Below are 20,704 nucleotides of genomic sequence, written 5' to 3'. Positions count from 1 at the left end.
CCCGACGGGCGCGCAGGGTGGGTCAGGCGGCGCGGGCGTACGGGGCCGGCCAGTGCGACTCGACGCCGAGCTTGCCCGCCGCCCGCCGGGGCCAGTACGGGTCGCGCAGCAGTTCCCGGCCGAGCAGCACCAGGTCGGCCTGCCCGGTGGCGACGATCTCCTCGGCGTGCTCGGGCTCGACGATCAGACCGACCGCGCCGGTGGGGACCCCGGCCTCCCGGCGTACCCGGGCGGCCAGCGGCACCTGGTAGCCGGGGCCGACCGGGATGCTCGCCGTGGTCGAGGCCCCGCCGGAGGAGCAGTCGACCAGGTCCACCCCGGCCGCGCCCAGCTCACCGGCGAGCACCACGCTGTCCTCCTCGGTCCAGCCGCCGGGGACCCAGTCGGTGGCGGAGATCCGGGCGAGCACCGGTACGTCCTCGCCGACTGCCGCCCGTACCGCGCGGGCCACCTCCAGGGTCAGCCGCATCCGGCCGACCCGGTCCCCGCCGTAGGCGTCGGTGCGGTGGTTGGTCAGCGGGGAGAGGAACTCGTGCAGCAGGTACCCGTGGGCGGCGTGGATCTCGACGGCGGCGAACCCGGCGTCGAGGGCGCGCCGCGCGGCGGCGGCGAACCCCTCGACGACAGCGGTGATGCCGGCGGCGTCCAGGGCGGTCGGCACCCGGTACTCGGGGACGAACGGGGTGTCCCCGGGGCCCACCGGGGTCCAGCCGCCCTCGGCGTCGGGCACCCCACCGCGCCGGGTGTCCCACGGCCGGTAGGTCGACGCCTTGAACCCGGCGTGCGCGAGCTGCACGGCCGGTACGCCACCCTGGGCGGCGACGAACGCGGTGACCGGGCGCCAGGCGTCGACGTGCGCGTCCGACCAGATGCCGGTGTCCTGCGGGCTGATCCGGCCCTCCGGCACGACGGCGGTGGCCTCGGTCAGCACCAGCCCGGCCCCGCCGACGGCCCGGGTGCCGTAGTGCACCCGGTGCCACTCGGTGGGCAGGCCGTCCGGGCCGGCGCTGTACTGGCACATCGGGGCCAGGGCGACCCGGTTGGGCAGGGCCACCGCGCGCAGCGCGAGCGGCGTGAACAGGACGCTCATGGCGTGCCTCTCAGGTCGGGGAGTCAGGATCGGGCCGGCGAGGGTCAGGCGGGCAGGAGCCGGGCCCGGCGGGACCCGGCCGGCAGGGGCAGGTGGGCGGGGTCAGGCGGGGACCGGCGTCGGGCCGTCCGGGCGCGGGGCGCGCTCGTCCGGGGCGGACCCGACGGGGTCCAGCAGGTCACGCCGACCGGCGGCGTCGTACGCGGTGCGGTCGAGGATGCCCTCGCGGGCGGCGACCACGGTCGGCACCAGCGCCTGCCCGGCCACGTTGGTGGCGGTGCGGATCATGTCGACGATCGGGTCGATGGCGAGCAGCAGGCCGGCCCCGGCCAGCGGCAGGCCCAGCGTGCTCAGGGTCAGCGTGAGCATCACGATGGCGCCGGTCAGCCCGGCGGTGGCCGCCGAGCCGACCACCGAGACGAACGCGATGAGCAGGTAGTCCAGCGGGTTCAGGGTCACCCCGAAGACCTGGGCCACGAAGATCGCCGCGAGCGCCGGGTAGACCGCCGCGCAGCCGTCCATCTTGGTGGTCGCGCCGAACGGCACGGCGAAGGAGGCGTACTCGCGGGGCACCCCGAGGCGTTCGACGGAGCGCTGGGTCACCGGCATGGTGCCGACCGAGGAGCGGGAGACGAAGCCGAGCTGGATGGCCGGCCAGGCGCCGGCGAAGAAGCGCAGCGGGTTGAGCCGGCCGGCGGCGAGCAGCACCACCGGGTAGACCACGAAGAGCACGATCGCGCAGCCGACGTAGACGGCGGTGGTGAAGGTGGCCAGCGGGGCCAGCAGGTCCCAGCCGTACGCGGCGACGGCGTGGCCGATCAGGCCGAGGGTGCCGAGCGGGGCGAGCCGGATCACCCACCACAGCGCCTTCTGCACGATCTCCAGCAGCGCGCGGTTGAGCCGGACGAACGGCTCGGCGGCCTCACCCACCAGCAGCGCGGCGGCGCCGACCACCACGGCGAGGAAGACGATCTGGAGGACGTTGCCCTCGACGAAGGCCCCGACCGGGTTGGTCGGCACGATGCCGGTGAGGAAGTCGGTCCACGAGCCGCTGGTCTTCGGCGCGGTGGCGGCGGCGGTGTCCAGGGTGACCCCGCGGCCGGGGTTGGTGAGCAGGCCCAGCCCGATGCCGACGCTCACCGCGACCAGCGCGGTGACGCCGAACCAGAGCAGGGTCTTGCCGGCCAGCCGGGCGGCGTTGGCCACGCCCCGGAGACTGACCAGGCTGACCACGATGGCGGTGAAGACCAGCGGCGGGACGGCCAGCTTGAGCAGTTGGACGAAGAGCGAGCCGACCGTGTCGAGGGTGCTGGCCAGCCAGCTCAGCTCGGCGGCGCGGGCGAGGAAACCGAGGCCGACGCCGAGGGCGAGGCCGAGGAGGATCTGGACGGAGAACGGGATTCGGCGCAGGGCGGTAGCCATGGTCGGTCCAAGGGGTCTGGTCGGGGCGGGGCAGCGTCAGGAGAGCGGCTGCGCCGGACAGATGCCGCTGGCCTGCCGTCGGAGATCGACGTACAGGCGCACGGTGAGGTGCCAGACGTTCTTCATCGTTGGCTGACGATACGCCCAGCTCACCCGGGCCAGCAAGGACCGGTCCGGGTGAGGCGCCTTACAGGCCGGGGCGGCCGGGCGGCCCCGGTTCAGCGTCGGGTGTCGATGCGGGTCGACGCCCGGGCGATGGCCGTGACGAGCACCCAGCCGGCGGCGAGCGCGAGCACGATCCGCTCGAGGACGCCGACCAGCGTGCCCCGGCCCACGGTCAGCATGGCCAGCGCGACCGCGCCGGCCAGCGGGAGCGCCAGCACGAACGCGCCCGCCGCCAGCCGCCGCCACCGGCGTGGGGTCCGGGGGGCGACGGCCAGCGCGGCCATGGCGAACACCACACAGGCGGTCGCCGCGATGCTCGCCCCGCCGTGCACCAGATCCGCCACGGTGGTCCGTTCGAACGGCGGTAACGGGCAGCCCTCGCTGCACGTCACCGCCCCCGACAGCACCGTGCAGAGGCTGCCGGCGGCGAGCAGCCCGGCCGCCGGCCGCAGCGTCTCGGGCAGCGCGACGGCGAGCAGCAGCAGCGCGGCGGCCAGGGCGAACACCCCGGCCCGGTACAGCGGGGCGTACCCGCTGCCGGCGATGCCGGCCTCGCTGACGTACCCGGTCAGGCCCGGACCGGGACCGGCGACCACGGCGACGGTGACCGCGACCACCCCGAGCACGGTGCAGGCCGCGGCGGTCGCGGCGGCGACCCGGGCCGCCACCTGCCGGGACGCCCGGGCCCGGGAGGCGGTCGGCACCATGCCGTCAACCTATCCGGTGCCGGCGTGGATATCCTGATCACCCGGCGGGGCCCCGCGACCCGGTCGACCCGCCCGCCCCACCCCTTCCCACCCCCGAAGGACTCACCATGAGCGTGGCCTACCTGGTGGCCGGTGTCCGCACCCCGATCGGCCGTTACGGCGGCGCCCTCGCCGGGGTGCGCCCCGACGACCTGGCCGCGCACGTGATCCGCGAGCTGGTCGCCGGGCACCCGACGGTGGACTGGTCGCGGGTCGACGACGTGATCCTCGGCTGCGCCAACCAGGCGGGTGAGGACAACCGCAACGTGGCCCGGATGGCGGCGCTGCTCGGCGGCCTGCCCGAGCAGGTGCCCGGCACCACGGTCAACCGGCTCTGCGGTTCGGGCCTGGACGCGCTCGCCACCGCCGCCCGGCAGGTCGTCGCGGGCGAGGCGGAGCTGGTCGTCGCCGGTGGGGTGGAGAGCATGAGCCGGGCCCCGTTCGTGCTGCCCAAGGCCACCTCTGCCTACTCCCGCTCCGCCGAGGTGTACGACACCACGATCGGCTGGCGGCTGGTCAACCCGCTGATGGCGGCCGGCTGGGGGACCGACTCGATGCCGGAGACGGCGGAGAACGTCGCCGCCGAGTACGGCGTCGGCCGCGCCGAGCAGGACGCGTTCGCGTACCGGTCGCAGCAGCGGGCGGCGACGGCGCAGGCCGACGGCCGGTTCGCCGGGGAGATCGTGCCGGTGACCGTGGCGGCGGGACGGCGGGAGACCCGGCTGGTGGAGGTCGACGAGCACCCCCGGGAGACCTCGCTGGAGAAGCTCGCCGCGCTGCCCACCCCGTTCCGCGAGGGCGGCACGGTCACCGCCGGCAACTCCTCCGGGGTCAACGACGGCGCGGTGGCCCTGCTGGTGGCGGGGGAGGCCGCGGTCGCCCGGTACGGGCTCACCCCGCTGGCCCGGGTCGCCGGCGCGGCGGCGGCCGGGGTGCCGCCCCGGACCATGGGGGTGGGCCCGGTGCCGGCCACCCGCAAGCTGCTGGACCGGCTCGGGGTCGGGCTCGCCGAGGTCGACGTGATCGAGCTGAACGAGGCGTTCGCCGCCCAGGCGGTGGCGGTGCTGCGCGAGCTGGGCCTGCCGGCGGACGCCGAGCACGTCAACCCGAACGGCGGGGCCATCGCGCTGGGTCATCCGCTCGGGGCCAGCGGGGCCCGGCTGGCGTTGACCGCCGCGCGGGAATTGCGCCGCCGGGGCGGCCGGCGGGCCCTCGCCACCATGTGCGTCGGGGTGGGGCAGGGCATCTCGCTGCTGCTGGAGTCGGCGGACTGACCGGCCAGCGCCGGCCTTCCACATCTCGCTAAGCCGTTGGTCAGCGGCTTAGAGTGTTGCACACCACACCGGCTGCGGTCGGTCGGTGGCCGGCGCCCGGCGGACGGGTGGCGCCGGTGGGCGGGGCGCGGCGACGAACTGGGGGCGGATCAATGCAGCAGCCGGACGGGCTGACAGCCGGGATCGACCTGAGCCGGCCGAGCGCGGCGCGGGTGTACGACTACTTCCTGGGCGGGGCGCACAACTTCGAGGTCGACCGGCAACTCGCCGAGCAGATCGCGGCCATGACGCCGCACCTGCCGGCCACCATGCGCGCGGGGCGGGAGTTCCTGCGCCGGGCGGTCCGGGTGCTGCTCGACGCCGGCATCGACCAGTTCCTCGACATCGGCTCCGGGATTCCCACCGTGGGCAACGTGCACGAGGTCGCCCAGGAGGCCGACCCCAAGGCCCGCACCGTCTACGTCGACATCGACCCGGTGGCCGTCTCGCACAGCCGGGACCTGCTCGCCGGCAACGACCTCACCGGCGTGCTCCACGCCGACCTGCGCGAGCCGGCGCGGATCCTCGCCGGGGCGCGGGAGTCGGGGCTGATCGACTTCGGCCGGCCGGTGGGCATCCTCCTCGCCGGGGTGGTGCACTTCGTGCTGGACACCGACCGGCCCGGCGACCTGCTGGCCACCCTGCGGGCCGCCGCCGCCCCCGGCAGCCACCTGGTGCTCTCCCACTCCACCTTCGAGGACCAGCCGCCGGAGATGCTGGACGCGCAGCGGCTCTCCGCGCGGACCGCCACCGAGATCACCCTGCGCTCCCGGGCCGAGATCACCGGCTTCTTCGGCGACTGGACGCTGCTGGAGCCGGGCCTGGTCCACCTGCCCCTGTGGCGCCCCGACCCGCCGTCCGACGTGGACCCGCACCCGGAGCGGTTCGGCGCCTTCGGTGGCGTCGCCCGGCACGACCCGGCCGCCGGCTGAGCGCCGATGGCCGCCGTGCCGGCCACCGGCGGGGAGCACGTCAGCCCGGTGGGGGCCCAGGAGTACGCCGCCCGCTGGGCCCGCGCCGCCCGCCGGCTCGGCTTCGTGCCGGTGAGCGCGGCGGAGACCGAACAGCTGCTGCTCGGGCACACGGTCCGGCTGGCCCGGGCCCTGGCCGCCGCCGACTTCTCCGCCGCGCCGGCCGAGGAGGTGGGGCAGGCGCTGGTGGCGGCGCACCTGACCGAGCCGGGCCTGCTCGACTGGTCGGTGCACGCCCTCGGCGACCGGTTCTGCGCCCAGGTGGTACCCGACCGGGCCGGCCTGCCCGAGACGGCGGACCGGATCGCGGCGTTGCAGGGCGCGCTCGCGGCGGGCTTCGCCCGGGCCCTGCGCAACCGGACCCTCACCCAGCAGGAGCGGATCGCGCGCTCCGCCTGGCAGGCCCGGGACCAGGTGGAACGGGCCCTACGGGACAGTGAGGCCCGGTTCCGGGCGGTCTTCGTCGGCGCGGCCATCGGGATCGGCATCGCCGACGTCAACGGGCAGATCGTCGACGTCAACCAGGCGTTCGCGGAGATGCTCGGCTACACCATCGAGGAGCTGCGGCAGATCAACGTCGCCGCGCTGACCCACCCCGACGACGCCGCCGGGATGTGGGAGCTGTACCGGGAGCTGATCGAGGGCCACCGGGACACCGCCCGGGTGGAGAAGCGCTACTTCCGCAAGGACGGCAGCGCGGTCTGGACCGACCTGGCGGTCTCGCTGATCCGGCACGACGACGGGCGGCCCCGGTTCACCGTGGCGATGATCGAGGACATCACCGAGCGGTACGAGCTGGAACAACGGCTGCGCTTCCAGGCGCTGCACGACCCGCTCACCGGGCTGCCGAACCGGTCGCTCTTCTTCGAGCGGCTCGGCGAGCTGTTCCACACCGCCGGGCCCGACCGGCGGGTCGGCGTCTGCTTCCTCGACCTGGACGGCTTCAAGACGGTCAACGACAGCCTCGGGCACGACCACGGCGACCGGCTGCTGGTGGTGATCGCCCAGCGGCTCGCCGAGTGCGTGGACGGGCTGGGGCACCTGGTGGCCCGGATGGGCGGCGACGAGTTCGTCATCCTGGTCGACGGCGGGGCCGGGCTGGACGACGTGGTGGCCGTCGCCGAGAAGGCGCTGGCCGCCGTGGCCGCCCCGGCCGAGGTCGGCGACCAGCAGCTCAGCGTCTCGGCCAGCGTCGGCATCGTGGACTGCCCGGTCGGCGAGACCACCGCCTCGGAGCTGATGAAGGCCGCCGACACCACGCTCTACTGGGCCAAGGGGGAGGGGCGGGGCCGGTGGGCGGTGTACGACCCGGAGCGCAGCGCCCGGGACCTGGCCCGGTCGGCGCTCACCGCCGGCCTGCCGGCGGCCCTGCACCGGGGCGAGTTCGTGGTCCACTACCAGCCGATCGTGTCGCTGCTCGACGGCGCCATGATCGCCGTGGAGGCGCTGGTCCGGTGGGCCCACCCGGAGCGGGGCCTGATCGGGCCGGACCGGTTCATCGGGCTGGCCGAGGAGACCGGCCTGATCGTCCGGCTCGGCGAGTGGGTGCTCGGGCAGGCCTGCCGGGACGCCGAGGGCTGGCGGCGGGAGTTCCCCTCGGCCCGGCTGGTGGTCAGCGTCAACCTGGCCGCCCGCCAGGCCGACGACCCGGCGATCGTGGACACCGTGGCGGAGGTGCTGGAGCGTACCGGCCTCCCCGCCGACCTGCTGCAACTGGAGCTGACCGAGAGCGCGGTGATGGGCAGCGCCGGTGAGCCGCTGCACTCGCTGCACCGGCTCGCCGCGCTGGGCGTCCGGCTGGCCATCGACGACTTCGGCACCGGATACTCCAACCTGGCGTACCTGCGGCGGCTGCCGATCCAGGTGCTGAAGCTCGCCGGGCCGTTCGTCGAGGGCATCCGGGCCGACGACCCGGCGACCGGGCACCGGGACGAGCGGATCGTGGACGCGCTGGTCCGGCTGGCGCACGCGCTGGAGTTGGGGGTCACCGCCGAGGCGGTGGAGACCCCGGAGCAGGTGGAACGGCTGCGGGCGTTGCGCTGCGACACCGGGCAGGGCCGCTGGTTCGGCGCGCCGGTGCCGGCCGAGGAGATCACCGCCCGGTTGCGGCGGGAGGGGACGAGATGAGTCTGACCGACACCCACGCGGTGGTCACCGTGGTCGCCGCGCTGGCCATCGTGGCCGGGATGGCCGGCGTGGTGGTGCCCGGCCTGCCCGCACTGCCGCTGTGCTGGGGCGGGGTACTGCTCTGGGCGATCTTCGGCGGCGGCGACGGTGCGGGGCGGTGGCTGGTGCTCGCCGGCGCCACCGTGCTCGCCGTCGGCGGCACCGTGGTCAAGTTCCTCTGGCCCGGACGGAACCTCCAACGCACCGGCGTACCGACCTCGTCGCTGGTCGCCGGGGCGGTGCTCGGCATCGTCGGGTTCTTCGTCATCCCGGTGGTGGGGCTGGTGATCGGCTTCGTCGGCGGGGTGTTCGCGGCGGAACGCCTCCGCCTGGGCGACTCCCGCCTGGCCTGGCCGGCCACCCGGCACGCGGTCGCCGCCGCCGGCCTGGCCATGCTCATCGAGTTCCTCGCCGGCCTGCTGATCGGCGTCCTCTGGGTCTTCGGCCTGCTCACCACCTGACCTCCGCCGCTGGTCCGGCGGGTCGGGTGGTGGGCGGCGCGGGGTGGGTCGGGCACGGCGGAGCCGTACCGGTGAGAGAGAGGTGACGTGTCCCCGCGCCGCCGCGTCGGGCGGTCCGAGCGCCCGCCGGCCCGGTGATCGGGCCTGGTCACAGCTTCAAGGATGCGTCGGACCGGGCGGTGCGGGCAACGGGATTAGCCGACGGGGGCGGTGCGCCGGGGGCGCGCCGGCATGCGGAGTGCCGGACTCCTGCCTACATTTGACGGTGATCCGGGTGCTCCGGTGGACCGTCGCTCAGGGAGGCCCCGTGCGGAACGCGCCACCGCTGACCCTGGAGGACCTGCGCATCGCCGTCGCCGCCGGTGAGCTCGACACGGTGGTGCTGGCCCTGGTCGACATGCAGGGCCGGTTGCAGGGCAAGCGGTTCCACGCCCCGTACTTCCTCGACCAGGTCGTCGAGCACGGCAGCGAGGGCTGCAACTACCTGCTCGCGGTGGACGTCGACATGAACACCGTCGACGGGTACGCGATGTCGAGCTGGGAACGGGGCTACGGCGACTTCGCCATGCGCCCCGACCTGGGCACCCTGCGGCGGACGCCGTGGCAGCCGGGCAGCGCCCTGCTCCTGGCCGACCTGGAGTGGCTCGACGGCAGCGGGCCGGTGGCCGCCTCGCCCCGGCAGATCCTGCGCCGCCAGCTCGACCGGCTCGCCGGGCACGGGCTGACCGCGTACGCCGGCACCGAGCTGGAGTTCGTCCTCTACCGCGACTCGTACGAGGAGGCCTGGCGGCGCGGGTACCGCGAGCTGACCCCGGCCAACCAGTACAACGTGGACTACTCGCTGCTCGGCACCGCCCGGGTGGAGCCGCTGCTGCGGCGCATCCGCACCGAGATGGCCGGGGCGGGACTGACCCCGGAGAGCGCCAAGGGCGAGTGCAACCTCGGCCAGCACGAGATCGCGTTCCGCTACGCCGACGCGCTGACCTGCGCCGACCACCACGTGGTCTACAAGAACGGGGCGAAGGAGATCGCCGCCCAGGAGGGCATGTCGATCACCTTCATGGCCAAGCCGAACGCCCGGGAGGGCAACTCCTGCCACATCCACTTCTCGTTGCGCGACGCCTCGGGCGACTCGGCGATGCTCGGGGACGGGCCGGCCCACCTCAGCGTCACCGGGCAACGGGTGCTGGCCGGGCTGCTCGCCACCATGCGGGAGCTGAGCCTCTTCGCCGCCCCGAACGTCAACTCGTACAAGCGGTACCAGCCGGGGTCGTTCGCGCCGACCGCGCTGCGCTGGGGCACCGACAACCGCACCTGCGCGCTGCGGGTGGTCGGGCACGGCCAGGGGATGCGGGTGGAGAACCGGGTACCCGGCGCGGACGTCAACCCGTACCTGGCGATCGCCGCGCTGGTGGCCGGGGCGCTGCACGGGATCGAGCAGGAGCTGGAGCTGCCCGCCGAGTGCTCCGGCAACGCGTACGACGATCCGGCCGCCGAGCGGGTGCCCGGCACCCTGCGGGACGCGCTCACCCGCTGGCAGGACTCGACGGTGGCCCGGGACGCCTTCGGCGCCGACGTCGTCGCCCACTACGCCAACCAGGCCGCCGTGGAACTGACCGCCTTCGACGCCGCCGTCACCGACTGGGAACTGACCCGTGGCTTCGAACGCCTCTGACCCCAGCCCCACCCCCGGCTCCCCACGCCCCGGAGGTGGTGGTGTGACGCAGGTCCGGAATCCGGCCACCGGGGAGGTGGTCGGGGTGGTGGCGGAGTCGTCGCCGGGGGAGGTCGACGCGGCGATCGGGCGGGCGGCGGTCGCCTTCGAGTCGTGGCGGACGGTGACGCCGGGGGACCGGGCCCGGCTGCTGCGCCGGTTCGCCGCCGTGGTCGACGCCCACCTGGCCGAGCTGGCCGACCTGGAGGTGCGCAACGCCGGGCACACCGTGGGCAACGCCCGCTGGGAGGCCGGCAACGTCCGGGACGTGCTCGACTACTACGCCGGGGCGCCGGAGCGGCTGACCGGTCGGCAGATTCCGGTGGCCGGCGGGGTGGACGTGACCTTCCACGAGCCGCTCGGCGTGGTCGGGGTGATCGTGCCGTGGAACTTCCCGATGCCGATCGCCGCCTGGGGCTTCGCCCCCGCGCTCGCCGCCGGCAACACGGTGGTGCTCAAGCCCGCCGAGCTGACCCCGCTGACCGCCCTGCGCCTGGCCGAGCTGGGCCGGGAGGCGGGCCTGCCCGAGGGCGTGTTCACGGTGCTGCCGGGCCGGGGCGACGTGGTGGGTGCGCGGTTCGTCAGCCACCCGGCGGTCCGCAAGATCTGCTTCACCGGCTCCACTGACGTCGGTACCCGGATCATGGCCGGCTGCGCGGACCAGGTGAAACGGGTCACCCTGGAGCTGGGCGGCAAGAGCGCGAACCTGGTCTTCGCCGACGCGGACCTGGAACGGGCGGCGGCCACCGCCCCGTACGCGGTCTTCGACAACGCCGGGCAGGACTGCTGTGCCCGCTCGCGGATCCTGGTCCAGCGCCCGGTGTACGACCGGTTCCTGGAGTTGCTGGAGCCGGCGGTGCGCGCGGTGCGGGTGGAGGACCCGGCCCGGGAGACGGCCGAGATGGGTCCGTTGATCTCCGCCCGCCAGCGGGACCGGGTCGCCGGGTACGTCGACGGGGCGCGGGTCGCCTTCACCGGCTCCTGCCCGGCCGGCCCCGGCTACTGGTACGCCCCGACGGTGCTGCTCGCCGACTCGCCGGCCGACCGGCACTGGCGGGAGGAGGTCTTCGGCCCGGTCGTGTCGGTGCTCCCGTTCGACGACGAGGCCGAGGCCCTCCGGCTGGCCAACGACACCGAGTACGGCCTCTCCGGCTCGATCTGGACCCGGGACGTGGGCCGGGCGCTGCGGGTGGCCCGGGGGGTCGAGGCCGGCACCCTCAGCGTCAACTCGCACTCGTCGGTGCGGTACTGGACGCCCTTCGGCGGGATGAAGCGCTCCGGCCTGGGGCGGGAACTCGGCCCGGACGCGCTGCACGCGTTCACCGACGTGAAGAACGTCTTCCTCGCCACCGACGGGTGACGCGGGGCGGGCGAGGGCGACGCGGGGCGGCGGCGAGGGCGACGCGGGGGCGGGGCGGAACGACGGCGGGGCGCGGGGCCGGCGGAGCACGGGCCGGTGCGGATCGGCGACGAGCGGGCGGGAGGGCACGTGCAGGGACGGTTGCGGGATCGGGTCGCGGTGGTGACCGGGGCGGGCAGCGGGATCGGGCTGGCCACGGTGCGCCGGTTCGCCGCCGAGGGGGCCCGGGTGGTCTGTGTGGACGTCGACGCCGAGACCGGCGGGCGGGCCGCCGAGGAGGTCGGCGGGGAGTTCGTGGCGGCCGACGTCGCCGACGAGACGGCGGTACGGGAACTCTTCGACGGGGTGGCGCAGCGGTACGGCCGCGTCGACGTGGCGTTCAACAACGCCGGCATCTCCCCGCCCGAGGACGACTCCATCCTCAGCACCGGGCTGGACGCCTGGGAGCGGGTGCTGCGGGTGAACACCACCAGCGTCTACCTGTGCTGCAAGTACGTGCTGCCGCACATGCGCCGGCAGGGCAGTGGGTCGATCATCAACACCGCCTCGTTCGTCGCCCTGATGGGGGCGGCCACGTCGCAGATCGCGTACACCGCGAGCAAGGGCGGGGTGCTGGCGCTGACCCGGGAACTGGGCGTGCAGTTCGCCCGGGAGGGCATCCGGGTCAACGCGCTCTGCCCCGGGCCGATCGCCACCCCGCTGCTCACCGAACTCTTCGCCGCCGACCCGGAGCGGGCCGCCCGCCGACTGGTCCACGTGCCGATGGGGCGGTTCGGCCGGCCGGCGGAGATCGCCGCCGCGGTCGCCTTCCTGGCCAGCGACGACTCGTCGTTCATGACCGCCGCGCAGTTCGTCGTCGACGGCGGGATCACCGGGGCGTACGTGACCCCGCTGTAGCCGGTGCCGGCCGGGTGACCGCCCGGTCGACGGGTGATCAGCGTCGAACCGGCGGAATGCGTTACGTTGCTGTTCCGTCGGGGTACATGGCCCGACACGGCCGGCTGGAGCGTCGTGTCGTACGCGGGATCGGCCGGAGCGGGGAGGGTGCATGGGCTCGGCCCAGGGGGGCGAGGACGGGCCGGTCCGGTCCGGCGGTGGTCTGCCGCCGCTGCTGGCCGCCGCCTTCGCCAGCGGTGGCGAGATGGGCCGCCGGCTGGGCGCGCACGACTGGGCCGGGACCGCGGTCGGCCCACCGGCCGGGTGGCCGTCGGCGCTGTGCCACTCGGTCAGCATGCTGCTCACCTCCCGGGCCCAGATCGTCATGTTCTGGGGCGACGAGTACCTCGCCTTCTACAACGACGCCTACCTGCCCACCATCGGCGACAAGCACCCGGCGGCGATCGGCCAGCCGGCCGGGCGGTTCTGGGCCGAGACCTGGGACGTGCTCGGGCCGCTGCTGGACGGGGTCCGCCGCACCGGCGCCGCGTACCAGGCCCGGGACCACCCCTTCCGGCTCGACCGGCACGGGTTCCTGGAGGACGTCTACTTCGACATCTCCTACGACCCGATCCGGGACGCCGACGGCACGGTGGCCGGCGTGTTCTGCATCGTCAACGAGACCACCGGCCGGGTGGTCGGCGAGCGCCGGCTGCGGGCGCTGGCCGAGCTCGCCACCGGACTCTCCGGGGTGACCGGCAGCGCCGACCTGGGCCGGACGGCCGCCGACGTCCTCGACCGCCACCGCGCGGACGTCCCGTTCGGGCTGCTCTATCTCAGTGACGAGGCCGGTGGGGTGGCGTTGGCGGGAGCCAGCGGCATTGACCCGGCCGACGCCCCCCGGACCTGCCCCACCGAGCTGCCCCGGGCCACCGGGGCGACGGTCGCGGTGGCCGACCTGTTCGACGTGCCACCCGCCGACGCTGCCGAGCAGGCGGTGGTGCTGCCGATCACGGCCGCCAGCGACCTGGTCGGCGCGCTGGTGGTGGGGGTCTCGCGGCGGCTGCCGCTCAGCGACGAGTACCGCACCTTCCTCGACCTGGTGGCCACGCAGATCTCCGGGGCGGTCGGCCGGCAGCGGGCGTACGAGCACGAGCGGGCGCGCGCGGCGGAGCTGGCCGCGCTGGACCAGGCCAAGACCAACTTCTTCGCCAACGTCAGCCACGAGTTCCGGACCCCGCTGACCCTGGTGCTCGGCCCGCTGGAGGAGATGCTCGCCGACACCAGTCTCGCGGTCGGGCACACCGAGCGCCTCGCCGTGATGCACCGCAACGCCCTGCGCCTGCTGAAACTGGTCAACACGGTGCTCGACTTCTCCCGGCTGGAGTCGGGCCGGCTGACCGCGCGCTACCAGCCGACCGACCTGGCGGACTACACCGCCCGGCTGGTCAGCACCTTCCGGTCGGCGGCCGAGCGGGCCGGGCTGCGGCTGGTGGTGGACTGTCCGCCGTTGCCGGCGCCGGTCCACGTCGACCGGGACATGTGGGAGAAAATCGTCCTCAACCTGGTGTCGAACGCGGTGAAGTTCACCTTCGAGGGGGAGATCCGGGTCCGGGTCCGGGCGGTGGAGGGCGCCGCCCGCCTGGAGGTCGCCGACACCGGCGTCGGGATCGTGCCAGAGGAGCTGCCGCACATCTTCGAGCGGTTCCACCGGGTCGCCGGGGCGCGGGCGCGCACCCACGAGGGCACCGGCATCGGCCTGGCCCTGGTCCGGGAACTGGTCGAGATGCACGGTGGCGCGGTGGCCGCGCGCAGCCGGGTCGACGAGGGCACCACCGTCGCCGTCACCGTCCCGTTCGGCACCGGGCACCTGCCCGCCGACCGGGTGGTGACGGCCGCCGAGTCGTTCGCCGCCGAGTCCGAGCAGGTCCGCTTCTGGACCGCCGAGACGACGCTCTGGGCCGACACCGCCGAACCGGTGCCCGCCACCGCCGCCGGTGCTGCCCCCGGCCGGGCCGGCGCGGGCTCCGGGGCGCCGGGCGGTCGGATCCTGCTCGTCGACGACAACGCGGACCTGCGCCGGCACGTCACCCGGCTGCTCCGCCCCTCGTGGGAGGTGGTCGCCGTGGCCGACGGGGTGGAGGCGCTCGCCCAGGCCGTCGACAGCCCGTTCGACCTGGTGCTGACCGACGTGATGATGCCGAGGCTGGACGGGTTCGGGCTGGTCACCGCGCTGCGCGCCGATCCGCGTACCCGGCACGTGCCGATCGTGCTGCTCTCCGCGCGGGCCGGCTCGGCCGAGGCGGTCGCCGGGCTGTCGGTCGGTGCGGACGACTACCTGACCAAGCCCTTCTCCGGGCAGGAGCTGATCGCCCGGGTCCGGGCCAACGTCGAGCTGGGGCAGCTCCGCGGGCAGATCATCCGTCGGCTCCGGGCGCTGGCCGACGCCGCGGTCGCGGTCAACACCGCCCGCTCCACCGCCGACGTGCTCCAGGTCGCCGCCGGGCACGGGCTCGCCTTCGCCGAGGCCGCCCGGGTGGTGGTCACCGCCGGCGACGCCCGGTACGAGGCGGACGGCGGTGGCTCGGCCGCCGAGCCGCCCACCGTGCTCCCGCTCACCGGCACCACCGGGGAGGAACTGGGCGAGCTGCGGGTCTGGCACCGGGACGTCGACCGTACCGACACCGACCAGGCGGCGCTGGCCGAGCTGGCCCGCCTCGTCGGGGTCCGGCTGGAGAACGCCCAGTTGTACGAGGCGGAGCACCGGATCGCCACCACGTTGCAGCACAGCCTGCTGCCCCGCTCGTTGCCGCAGCTGCCCGGTGCCGTGGTCGCCAGCCGCTACCTGCCCGGCACCACCGACGTGGAGGTCGGCGGCGACTGGTACGACGTGGTCGGGGTGGACGACGACGAACTCGTCCTGGTCATCGGCGACGTCGTGGGCAAGGGCGTCGGGGCCGCCGCCGCGATGGGCCAGCTCCGCAACGCGCTGCGGGCGTACATCCTGGAGGGTTTCGATCCCGGTGCCGCGCTGACCCGGCTGAACCGTCTGGTCGGCTCCGCCGAGCGCCGGTCCTTCGCCACCGTGGTCTGTCTCTGGTTCTCCCCCCGTACCGGCCGGCTGCGGTACGCCAGCGCCGGGCATCCGTCCCCGCTGCTGATCCGAGGAGACGCCGTGGTGTTCCTGCACGACCGTGCCCTCGGCCCGCCCGTCGGCGCCATCCCGGACACCCGGTACCGGACCGTCGAGGGGGAGCTGCCCCCGGGCAGCCGGCTGCTGCTCTACACCGACGGGCTGATCGAGGACCGGCACGTGGGCATCGACGTCGCGTTGGACCAGCTCCGGGCCGACGCGGCCAGCGGCGCCGAGCACGTCGCCGACCTGGTCGACACGGTGGTGAGCCGGGTCCGGGCCCGGCGGCGTCGCGACGACGTGGCGGTGCTCGCCCTGGAGGCCACCGAACTCGACCGGTTCACGGTGCGGCTGCCCGCCGACCCCACCCGACTGAGCGTGCTGCGCAAGCGGCTGGAGGGCTTCCTCGTCGCGCACTCCGTCGGCGAGACCGACCTGTTCGACCTGACGGTGGCGGTCTCCGAGGCCGCCGCGAACGCCATCGAGCACCCGGTGTCGCCCCGCGAGCCGACGATCAGCGTCGAGGTGACCATCTCCGACCGGACGGTGGTGGCGACGGTCCGCGACACCGGGCAGTGGCGGGAGTCCACCGGGTCCGGGTTCCGGGGGCGGGGGCTGTCGTTGATCAGGGCGCTCGGCGACCTGACGGTCCGGCGCACCGAGGCGGGCACGGAGCTGGTCCTGCGCCGGACCCTCCAGTCCTGACCGCCGGCGCGGCCGGGTCGGCCGGGTCGGCGGGCGGGACCGCCACGCCGGGCGGGGCGGCGGGTCAGGTGGGGCGCAGCCACTCCTGGTCGCCGAGGCCGGCGATCTCCAGCACCCGGGCGACCTGCCGGGAGGGGAGGACGGCGAGCGCGCCGGGGAACCGCTGGCCGAGGCGGACCACCGCGTGGATGGCCGCCGAGTCGAAGAAGGTCACCGCGCGCAGGTCGAGGGTGATCCGCTCGGCGGGTTCGCGCAGGGCGGTCTGCACCATCGTGTCGGCGGTGGCCATGTCGACCTCACCGGTCACCGTGACACGGAGGTGGCCGTCGTCGCTCTCGGCGGTGGCCGCGAAGACGGGCGCTGATCCCCCTTGATCCACGGGACCACGATGGCACAGCCGGATGGGCGGGGCAACAACCCGGCCACCGCCCGGCCGTGCCGGGGGTCACTCCGGGTGGCGGCGATAGGCTTGCGGGTATGACCGCCCGTGCGCCGCTGACCCCAGGCACGCTCTCCCCGTGGCGAGCGGTGCCCGCCCACATCACCCGCCCGGAGTACGTCGGCAAGAAGCGCCCCCGGGAGTGGCGCGGCTCGCACGTGCAGACCCCGGAGACGGTCGAGCGGATGCGGGTCGCCAGCCGGCTCGCCGCCCAGGCCACCCAGCTGGCCGGGGAGCACTGCAAGCCGGGGGTGACCACCGACGAGATCGACCGGGTGGTGCACGAGTTCCTCTGCGACCACGGCGCCTACCCGTCGACGCTGGGCTACAAGGGCTTCCCGAAGTCCTGCTGCACCAGCCTCAACGAGGTGATCTGCCACGGCATCCCGGACTCCACGGTGATCCAGGACGGCGACATCGTCAACGTCGACGTCACCGCGTACATCGGCGGGGTGCACGGCGACACCAACGCCACCTTCTGCGTCGGCGAGGTGGGCGAGGAGGTGCGGCTGCTGGTCGAGCGGACGCACGAGGCGATGATGCGGGGCGTCCGGGCGGTCGCCCCGGGCCGGCAGATCAACGTCATCGGCCGGGTCATCGAGTCGTACGCCAAGCGGTTCGGCTACGGGGTGGTCCGCGACTTCACCGGCCACGGCATCGGCGAGTCCTTCCACAGTGGGCTCTACGTGCCGCACTACGACAGCCCCCGGCCCACCGACGTGATGGAGCCGGGGATGACCTTCACCATCGAGCCGATGATCACCCTCGGCACCTACCAGTACGACCTGTGGGACGACGGCTGGACGGTGGTCACCAAGGACCGCCGGTGGACCGCGCAGTTCGAGCACACGATCGTGGTCACCGAGGACGGCCACGAGATCCTCACCCTGCCGTGAGCGAGACCCCTGCGGCGCTGCGCGAGGCGCACCACGCGGACGTCTCCGGCGGCTGGCTCCGGCCGGCCGTGTTCGGCGCGATGGACGGTCTGGTCACCAACATCGCCCTGATCGCCGGGGTGGGCGGGGGCGGGGTCTCCGCGCGCACCATCGTGCTCACCGGCACCGCCGGCCTGGTCGCGGGGGCGATCTCGATGGGCCTGGGGGAGTACACCAGCGTCCGGTCCGCCAACGAGCAGGTCGCCGCCGAGGTCGCCAAGGAACGCCGGGAACTGGAACGGCACCCGGAGGCGGAGGCCCGCGAACTGGCCGACGCGTGGGTCGCCCGGGGCCTGCCCCGGGACCTGGCCACGCAGGTCGCCGAGGCGGTCCGGCGCAACCCGGACGAGGCGCTGCGGGTGCACGTCCGGGAGGAACTGGGCGTCGACCCGGACGACCGGCCCAGCCCCTGGGCGGCGGCGGCCTCGTCGTTCCTGTTCTTCAGCGTCGGGGCGCTGGTGCCGTTGGTGACCTACCTGCTCGGCGTCGACAACCTCTGGCTGGCGCTGGGCGTCGGCGGGGTGGGGCTCTTCGCCGCCGGGGCGATCGTCGCCCGGTTCACCAGCCGCTCCTGGCTGCTCAGCGGCGTGCGGCAACTGCTGCTCGGCGCGGCGGCAGCCGCCGCCACGTACCTGATCGGCGCCCTCATCGGCGTGCAGGGCGGCCTGTAAGGAAGGGCCCCCTGTTAACGCCTCCGGTAGAGAAGGGTTCCCCTCTCACGACCGGCCGGTGGGCTCAGGAGTCGAGCAGGTCCTCGACGGTGCCGTCGACGGGGCGGCCCCGGGCGGCCAACTCCTCGGCCTGCCCGGCCAGCACCGCCCCCACCTCGGTCATGTCCGCCCCGGCCAGGCCGGTCCGCCGGACCGCGTCGCCCGGGTCACGGAAGTAGGTCCGGGTCAGCAGCCCGGTCACCGTGGCCGCCACCAACCGGGCCTCGCCGAGCATCAGCAGCGCCTGGTCGGTCTCGTACCACTCGGCCAGCCGGGCGGCGCGGGCGTGCGCGGCGCAGCCCCGGTACCACGCCTGGCGGGCGGCGGTGGTGAACTCGGCCGGCCGGGACCGGGCCAACTGGGCGAGGTGCGCGTCGCGCAGGGTCGGCAGCCACCCCGACGGGTCGTACAGCGGGCGGGTGGTGACGTACCGGTCGGCGGTCAACGGCCAGAGCGCGGTCACCGTCCGGGCCTGGCGGAGGTAGTCGTCGGCGCCGGTGACGGTCAGGTCGACCAGCACCCCGTCCACCCGCCGGGTGGCGGGCAGCGGCCCACCACCGGGCCGGTACGTGGCGACCAGCAGTCCCACCTCGCCGTCCCCGCCGCCGTCGTCGTCGCCGTGCGCCAGCGGCCCGTGCACGGCCACGGCGAGCACCTCGGCCGGGTACCGTCGGCGGATCGCCTCGGTGGCCCGCTCCGCCACCAGCCAGCGCGGATCGTCCCAGCGTGGCTCCCCCGGGCCGCCGCCGGCCGCGGGCACGCCGGTGACCGCCACGGCCGGGTCCTGTCCTGTACCCACGTCGCGCACCACCCCACTCCGGGCCGTCCGACGGCCGCCGCCCCGACCCTGCGCCGGGCCGCCGCCGACCGCCGTCGGTACCGCTGGCCGACCCCGACCGCCCGTCCGGCGTCACCGTCCGAGGTCGCGGTCCGGCGTCACCGTCCCGGGTTCACGGTCCGGTGATCGCGGTGCGGCGTCACCGTCGGTACCAGGTCCACCCTAGTCAGCCGGGGGCGGGCCGCCCCGGTCGCCGCGCCCGGTGGGTGCCAACCGGAAGATCCAGATCTCCCGTCCACCGGCCCGGCGCACGTACGTCCGGTACGCCGGCCACTCGGCGACCAGCAGGTCCCACAGCCGCTCCCGTTCGGTGCCGGTGGCCAGGTCGGCGCGGACCGGGAACCGGCGGCCCCCGAGCGTGACCTCGGCCAGCGGCTGCGCGCGGAGGTTCAACGCCCACGCCGGCTGGTGCTGCTGCCCCCAGTTGGAGCCGATGACCACGTACGCGTCGCCGTCGGGCACGTACAGCAGGGGGTTGCTCCGGGGTTGCCCGGAGCGGCGGCCGGTGGTGGTGATGACCAGGGAGGGCAGCAGGCCGAGCGCCACCACCCGGCCACGGGTGAGCCGCCCGATCGCGCGGTCGAGGGGGACGAGCAGCCGGACGGCGGCACCGAACCAGCGGTGGTGGCCGATCCGACGGGTGACGGTACCCAGCACGGACATCGGCACAGTCTGCCGGCTCGACGCCATCGACGACAATCCGCGCGTCGCCGCGCCGGCCAGTCGTCCCCGCCACCCGCGCCGTCAGTCCAGCCGGCGTTCGACCGCCAGCCGGGACCGGGTGAACAGGGCCGCGCCGAGCATCGCCACCAGCGGCACCGCCACCAGGATGCCCAGGGTCGTCCAGGGCACCAGCAGCGGGTACCCGGGCTCGATCGGCCAGGCGGTGGCGTACCGCCGGTTCATCGCGACCAGGATGATCGCGGCCGTGCCCAGCCCGGCGACGACGCCGAGCACCGTGCCCACCCCGGAGATCACCCCGGCCTGGCAGAGCGAGAGCAGCCGGCGTACCCGGGGACTGGCCCCGACCGCCGCGAGGGTGGACAGGTCCGCGCGGCTCTCCGCCGCGGCGAGCCCGGTCGCCACCCCGGCGGCGCCGATGGTGATCACCCCGGCGGCGGCGGCCAGCAGGAGCAGCATCGACTGGTTGCCGGACCGGCCGGGGTCGGAGACCTCGACGTGCACCGGGCGGTCGGTGTCGAGCGCGGCGGTGAAGCGGTCCCAGTCCCGCTGCGTCCGCCCGGGGTCGGCGGTGACGACCGAGCCGGAGCGGAACGCGACCAGACCGAGCTGCCGGGCCGCCGCCGGGGAGAGCAGCACCAGTTCCCGGACGTCGGCGCCGGGCAGCACGTACCCGGGGAGGACGGCGCTGCGGCCGACGCCCCGGTCCTCGGGGACGACCCGGACGGTCAGCCGGCCGTTGTGCAGGTACCGGGGGTCGTTGACCACCGCCCCGCCGGCCCGCAGCACCGCCGTCGCGGCGGCGGCCTCGGCCGGCCCCGCGTCGGTGAGCGCGGTCAGGGCGGTGCCGTCGTCGATCACCGTCAGCGAGGTGGAGCCGCGGTACCGCCAGGCCGGGCCCTGGCAGCGCGGGTCGGCGCGGGCCCGGCGCTGCGCCGCCGCGCCGAGGTCGTCGCCGGGCTGGTACGGGCACACCCGG

At 75.1% G+C, this 20,704-nt stretch carries 17 protein-coding genes; 10 read left to right on the top strand and 7 right to left on the bottom strand.

All coding sequences use genetic code 11. The annotated features are described in order from the left end of the window. Positions 1-22 precede the first annotated feature (22 nt). The 3 genes from AWW66_RS21755 to AWW66_RS21745 form a co-directional block, all read right to left on the bottom strand. Positions 23-1,090 (bottom strand): NADH:flavin oxidoreductase/NADH oxidase, encoded by a 1,068-nt coding sequence (locus AWW66_RS21755; protein WP_067369570.1) that lies wholly within the window; start codon positions 1,088-1,090, stop codon positions 23-25. Positions 1,091-1,192: 102 nt separating this feature from the next. After that, positions 1,193-2,500: a dicarboxylate/amino acid:cation symporter gene (locus AWW66_RS21750; protein WP_211272052.1), complete on the bottom strand. Its 1,308-nt coding sequence runs from the start codon at positions 2,498-2,500 to the stop codon at positions 1,193-1,195. 230 nt (positions 2,501-2,730) lie between these two features. After that, a complete protein-coding gene (locus AWW66_RS21745; protein ID WP_067369564.1) occupies positions 2,731-3,384 on the bottom strand; it encodes a DUF998 domain-containing protein in 654 nt (217 codons plus the stop codon). Between the two features lie 107 nt (positions 3,385-3,491). Here AWW66_RS21745 and pcaF point away from each other — a divergent pair, with 107 nt between their 5' ends. The 8 genes from pcaF to AWW66_RS21705 all read left to right on the top strand — a co-directional run bounded on the left by pcaF (position 3,492) and on the right by AWW66_RS21705 (position 16,122). Beyond that, positions 3,492-4,697: a 3-oxoadipyl-CoA thiolase gene (pcaF, locus tag AWW66_RS21740; RefSeq protein ID WP_067369560.1), complete on the top strand. Its 1,206-nt coding sequence runs from the start codon at positions 3,492-3,494 to the stop codon at positions 4,695-4,697. Positions 4,698-4,849: 152 nt separating this feature from the next. After that, on the top strand, positions 4,850-5,668 hold the full coding sequence (locus AWW66_RS21735; protein WP_067369557.1) for an SAM-dependent methyltransferase: 819 nt from the start codon (positions 4,850-4,852) through the stop codon (positions 5,666-5,668). A gap of 6 nt (positions 5,669-5,674) precedes the next feature. Next, on the top strand, positions 5,675-7,834 hold the full coding sequence (locus AWW66_RS21730) for a putative bifunctional diguanylate cyclase/phosphodiesterase (protein ID WP_067369554.1): 2,160 nt from the start codon (positions 5,675-5,677) through the stop codon (positions 7,832-7,834). Beyond that, the gene (locus tag AWW66_RS21725) at positions 7,831-8,334 is read left to right on the top strand and encodes a DUF456 domain-containing protein (RefSeq protein WP_067369551.1); all 504 of its coding nucleotides are present in this window, start codon (positions 7,831-7,833) and stop codon (positions 8,332-8,334) included. Before AWW66_RS21730 ends, AWW66_RS21725 begins: the two co-directional genes overlap by 4 nt. Before the next feature lie 325 nt (positions 8,335-8,659). After that, positions 8,660-10,009, top strand: a complete 1,350-nt coding sequence (locus AWW66_RS21720) for a glutamine synthetase family protein (protein WP_067369595.1) — start codon at positions 8,660-8,662, stop codon at positions 10,007-10,009. Positions 10,010-10,052: 43 nt separating this feature from the next. After that, positions 10,053-11,408 (top strand): aldehyde dehydrogenase family protein, encoded by a 1,356-nt coding sequence (locus AWW66_RS21715; protein WP_067369548.1) that lies wholly within the window; start codon positions 10,053-10,055, stop codon positions 11,406-11,408. Between the two features lie 129 nt (positions 11,409-11,537). Then, on the top strand, positions 11,538-12,305 hold the full coding sequence (locus AWW66_RS21710; RefSeq protein ID WP_067369592.1) for a 3-oxoacyl-ACP reductase: 768 nt from the start codon (positions 11,538-11,540) through the stop codon (positions 12,303-12,305). A 151-nt stretch (positions 12,306-12,456) separates the two neighbouring features. Continuing rightward, on the top strand, positions 12,457-16,122 hold the full coding sequence (locus tag AWW66_RS21705) for a SpoIIE family protein phosphatase (protein ID WP_067369544.1): 3,666 nt from the start codon (positions 12,457-12,459) through the stop codon (positions 16,120-16,122). Positions 16,123-16,186: 64 nt separating this feature from the next. Here AWW66_RS21705 and AWW66_RS21700 read toward each other — a convergent pair whose 3' ends face one another. Beyond that, positions 16,187-16,501 carry an STAS domain-containing protein gene (locus tag AWW66_RS21700; protein ID WP_157527698.1) on the bottom strand — a complete coding sequence of 105 codons (315 nt, stop codon included), beginning with the start codon at positions 16,499-16,501 and terminating at the stop codon, positions 16,187-16,189. Positions 16,502-16,599: 98 nt separating this feature from the next. Here AWW66_RS21700 and map point away from each other — a divergent pair, with 98 nt between their 5' ends. Beyond that, positions 16,600-17,457, top strand: coding sequence for a type I methionyl aminopeptidase (gene map, locus AWW66_RS21695; RefSeq protein WP_067369538.1), 858 nt, complete (start codon positions 16,600-16,602; stop codon positions 17,455-17,457). After that, positions 17,454-18,167 carry a VIT1/CCC1 transporter family protein gene (locus AWW66_RS21690; protein WP_067369535.1) on the top strand — a complete coding sequence of 238 codons (714 nt, stop codon included), beginning with the start codon at positions 17,454-17,456 and terminating at the stop codon, positions 18,165-18,167. The genes map and AWW66_RS21690 overlap by 4 nt, the downstream gene beginning before the upstream one ends. Positions 18,168-18,231: 64 nt before the next feature. On the opposite strand, the gene AWW66_RS21685 is transcribed toward AWW66_RS21690, so the two are convergent. From AWW66_RS21685 to AWW66_RS34540, 3 genes are all read right to left on the bottom strand, one after another. Next, entirely contained in the window at positions 18,232-18,966 is a 735-nt protein-coding gene (locus tag AWW66_RS21685) for a hypothetical protein (protein ID WP_067369589.1), read from the bottom strand. A gap of 240 nt (positions 18,967-19,206) precedes the next feature. Beyond that, the gene (locus AWW66_RS21680; RefSeq protein WP_067369532.1) at positions 19,207-19,707 is read right to left on the bottom strand and encodes a nitroreductase/quinone reductase family protein; all 501 of its coding nucleotides are present in this window, start codon (positions 19,705-19,707) and stop codon (positions 19,207-19,209) included. Positions 19,708-19,788: 81 nt separating this feature from the next. Then, the coding region (locus AWW66_RS34540; protein ID WP_169807150.1) for an FtsX-like permease family protein at positions 19,789-20,704 on the bottom strand (916 nt) is incomplete at its 5' end.

The organism is Micromonospora rosaria (assembly GCF_001567585.1).
GTDB lineage: Bacteria > Actinomycetota > Actinomycetes > Mycobacteriales > Micromonosporaceae > Micromonospora > Micromonospora rosaria.
Note: the sequence above shows the minus strand (reverse complement) of the source record. Positions and strands in the feature narration are given on the sequence as shown.

Bases quoted from the DNA above. Each gene is read 5' to 3' on its own strand.
- pcaF (WP_067369560.1), top strand. From the start codon at position 3,492: ATGAGCGTGGCCTACCTGGTGGCCGGTGTCCGCACCCCGATCGGCCGT.
- AWW66_RS21735 (WP_067369557.1), top strand. From the start codon at position 4,850: ATGCAGCAGCCGGACGGGCTGACAGCCGGGATCGACCTGAGCCGGCCG.
- map (WP_067369538.1), top strand. From the start codon at position 16,600: ATGACCGCCCGTGCGCCGCTGACCCCAGGCACGCTCTCCCCGTGGCGA.
- AWW66_RS21705 (WP_067369544.1), top strand. From the start codon at position 12,457: ATGGGCTCGGCCCAGGGGGGCGAGGACGGGCCGGTCCGGTCCGGCGGT.
- AWW66_RS21730 (WP_067369554.1), top strand. From the start codon at position 5,675: ATGGCCGCCGTGCCGGCCACCGGCGGGGAGCACGTCAGCCCGGTGGGG.
- AWW66_RS21745 (WP_067369564.1), bottom strand. From the start codon at position 3,384: ATGGTGCCGACCGCCTCCCGGGCCCGGGCGTCCCGGCAGGTGGCGGCC.
- AWW66_RS21725 (WP_067369551.1), top strand. From the start codon at position 7,831: ATGAGTCTGACCGACACCCACGCGGTGGTCACCGTGGTCGCCGCGCTG.
- AWW66_RS21755 (WP_067369570.1), bottom strand. From the start codon at position 1,090: ATGAGCGTCCTGTTCACGCCGCTCGCGCTGCGCGCGGTGGCCCTGCCC.
- AWW66_RS21680 (WP_067369532.1), bottom strand. From the start codon at position 19,707: ATGTCCGTGCTGGGTACCGTCACCCGTCGGATCGGCCACCACCGCTGG.